Raw genomic sequence first — 3206 nt, forward strand, 5'->3', positions numbered from 1 at the left:
CAAGCTGTACCGTACCCCAGCCTGCGCGGCAAGGTTGACGACATGCGTAAATGCGTAGTTGCGAAAAAGCGCAAAAAGCCCCTCCCGATCCGCCAAATCAAGCTGAACAAACGTAAAACGGCTATACTTCTTTAATTCCAACACACGATCCTCTTTCAACTTAGGATCATAATAATCATTCAAATTATCGATCCCGACCACTTCATATCCTTCTTCTAAAAGCCGTTTCGCAAAGTGCATCCCAATGAACCCCGCTGCACCCGTGACAAGAATGATCATATCGATGCCCCCGTTTTCTTTACTTGCCATAACTGTTGATACATGCTCACGATTCGTTCCACAACGATTTCCTCCGTAAAACTCTCTTCAATCCTTCTCCTGCCGTTATTTCCAAACTGTCTTCTCTTTCTTTCATCACTCAACATCATATGGATGCTTGAAGCCAATTGTTCCACATTCTTGTATTCCACTAACACACCTGTTTCTCCATCCACAACTAATTCTCTCGTCCCTAATACATTCGTAGCCACGACAGGTTTAGAAAACGCCATGGCTTCCATAATGATTCGGGGGACGCCCTCCTTTTCAGAAGTTAACACAATGAGATCCGCCATCTTGATATAAGGATAAATATCGGTTTGAAATCCTATGATTTTGACGACATCCGAAAGGTGATCGTCTTTGATTTGCTGCTGAATTTGCTCTCTCAACGGTCCGTCTCCTGCCAAAAGGCAAACAAAATCGGATCTGTGCTGTTCTTTGACCCTCTTGATCCCTTCTAGTAAAAAAAAGTGATCCTTTACAGGTTCAAATCGTGCCCCGACCAAAATGACTTTTTGATCATTTGGGATGCCTAACCGATTTTTCAAGGCCGTAAGCTGCTCACAGCTTATATGGTTATTTCGGTCATCCAGCTTAGATAAATCCACCCCGTTCCCCTCATAATACACACGTTGGCGCGGAGCATATTGCTCAATTTTTTTCATATCTTCCCGATTTTGCGAGGCGATCGCGTCACAAAACCAAGCGCCGATTTTCTCAAGAAAGCGATACGTATAATACTTAAGCTTGCTCTGCCCCTCATAAAAAGGCAACCCATGGCTTGTATGAACCACGACAGGGACGCCAGCCAACCTCCCTGCCATACGCCCGATGATCCCCGCCTTCGCTGTATGAGTGTGAACAATTTGATACTTCTCTTTACGGAACAATTGGGTCATTCGAAAAATAGACACCATATCATCGAACACATGAATTTGGCGATTCATCGGAATAAAATGCAGTTTGAAATCGTAGTTCTGCATCAATGCTTCGTTGTACCCTTCCTCGGAAGAAACAAGGTGAATCTCATACCCTTTTTGCTTTAATAACGCTAATTTGTCAACCAATATTTTATGACTGTAACTCGACGTACAAACATGGGCGACTTTGATCATCGCTGACGCACCTTTTCACTGAATTTTACAACAAGGATTGATAAACATTCTCATACTTCTCTACTACTAAATCCAACGCAAAATGCTCCTCCACCCGTTGCCTTGCCTTCTTGCCCAACTGTTTGCGCTCTTCAGTTGGAAGGCTGAGGCATCGTACAATCGCATCCGCCAGCACTTGCGGATGTTCAGGAGGCACAACAAAACCCGTATCACCGACAATATAAGCTGAATCCCCAACGTCTGTCGTGACGCAAGGAACTTCGCAAGCCATAGCTTCGCCCAATACGATTGGAAACGCCTCTCCTGCTTTTGAAGAAGAAACATACACGTCAAACTGGGGCATTAACGTATGAATGTCATTTCTTCTCCCCAGCAAATGGACATGTTTTTCGATTCCTTCCTGTCTGATAAGAGCTGACAATGTTTCATTTTCGTGCGTGACCCCATCTCCACATAACACAAAATGGACATTCGGCAACTTGTCCACTACCATTCTCGCTGCTTTGATTAAAGTAGGATGGTCTTTTTGACCATGCCAACGCGCCGCATGGCCGACCAACAAACAATCATCCGCCAAGAAAAGCTCCTTCAATAAGGATTTGGAATGACGGTTCGGTTGAAACAATCCTATATCGAAGCCGTTGGGGATGACCATCATTTTGTCCCTGCTATACCCTAATTGTTCGTGACATTGGAGTGAGGCATGGGAACAACAGATGATTTTGCTAGAGAAACGAGACAATACACCGCACCATTTCGCCACGGCAATCGTTTGTCTTTTCTCGATTTTGGGATCCAAGTTGCTGTGGTGAATGCCCCAGATAATATTCTTAACGCCTGCCAATCTCCCAGCCAAAAGGCCCAACAAGTTGGCATGATACATCCATGTTTGCAATACATCGGGCTTTTCTTTTTTTAAGATGCTGGCCAATTTCAACAAAAAAATCGGGTTCGGGACTCCTCGTTTCATCCCCAACCCAATGACTGGAATATCTAATTCTTTAATCTTTTCCCCCACCGGACCGACATCAGTCAACGAAATCACGGAAACCTCGAACTTGTTACGATCGATTTTGGACAACAACCGGTACAGCATCATCTCTGCTCCGCCCGTGTTGAGGCCGGTGATGAGGTGAATGAGTTTGTATTTGCACTTCATTTTTTTCATCTCCATCAAAGTTTTCCCTAAAATACTAATCCACCTCTGAAATACCATGCTACCAAACCATAAAAAAACATCAAACAACCAAATAAAACTTTAAAATCTTTTGTTGAATTTAACATGGATACTAGTATCAAAGGGACAAAATTTTCAAATACTCTCGCTCCAAAATCTAAAAAAAAGTATGACGCTAGATAGAATAATATTCCATAGGTTCCTAAATCAGAAATATTGTTTCTTTTTCTTCCTATAAAGAACAGCGTCCCTAAAATAAACCACCACATAAACCCCAAAAACGAACTTGATTGTGCCATATCAAACTGATACTCAGTGAAACGCCTATCTCCAGTCATTTGAATGATAGTAGGTAAAAAAAAGATTCCTGCCAATATTAGTGCAGCGAACAATGCAGCCTTAATAAAGAAAGATAATCGTAACTTACTAGTTACATGTTCATAAAACTCCACCAGCACAGTAAACCAGAGGGATGTATGCACAAAAGGAGATAAAAGACGTACAAGTAACCCTTTTCTCCCATTCAAAGCTATTCCGGTCAAATACACCCCCAAAGCTAGTCCCTGCCTCAAATGTTAAAGCCGATGATAAAA

General features: G+C 42.7%; 4 protein-coding genes. All 4 read right to left on the reverse strand.

Going from position 1 to position 3206, the window contains the following annotated elements; all coding sequences use genetic code 11:
- A partial coding sequence (locus tag VU18_RS15640) for an SDR family NAD(P)-dependent oxidoreductase (RefSeq protein WP_047758462.1) occupies positions 1-279 on the reverse strand: 279 nt, incomplete at its 3' end.
- Entirely contained in the window at positions 276-1436 is a 1161-nt protein-coding gene (locus VU18_RS15645; RefSeq protein WP_047758463.1) for a glycosyltransferase family 4 protein, read from the reverse strand. The genes VU18_RS15640 and VU18_RS15645, both read right to left, overlap by 4 nt.
- A 25-nt stretch (positions 1437-1461) precedes the next feature.
- Positions 1462-2610, reverse strand: coding sequence for a glycosyltransferase (locus tag VU18_RS15650; RefSeq protein ID WP_233499934.1), 1149 nt, complete (start codon positions 2608-2610; stop codon positions 1462-1464).
- Positions 2611-2621: 11 nt separating this feature from the next.
- Positions 2622-3167, reverse strand: coding sequence for a hypothetical protein (locus tag VU18_RS15655; protein ID WP_152668845.1), 546 nt, complete (start codon positions 3165-3167; stop codon positions 2622-2624).
- Positions 3168-3206 lie beyond the last annotated feature (39 nt).

The sequence above is a fragment of the Geobacillus sp. ZGt-1 genome (genome assembly GCF_001026865.1).
Classification (GTDB): Bacteria; Bacillota; Bacilli; order Bacillales; family Anoxybacillaceae; genus Geobacillus; species Geobacillus thermoleovorans.

Excerpts from the sequence above, each read along its gene's own strand:
- VU18_RS15645 (WP_047758463.1), bottom strand. The coding sequence starts at position 1,436 with ATGATCAAAGTCGCCCATGTTTGTACGTCGAGTTACAGTCATAAAATA.
- VU18_RS15650 (WP_233499934.1), bottom strand. The coding sequence starts at position 2,610 with ATGGAGATGAAAAAAATGAAGTGCAAATACAAACTCATTCACCTCATC.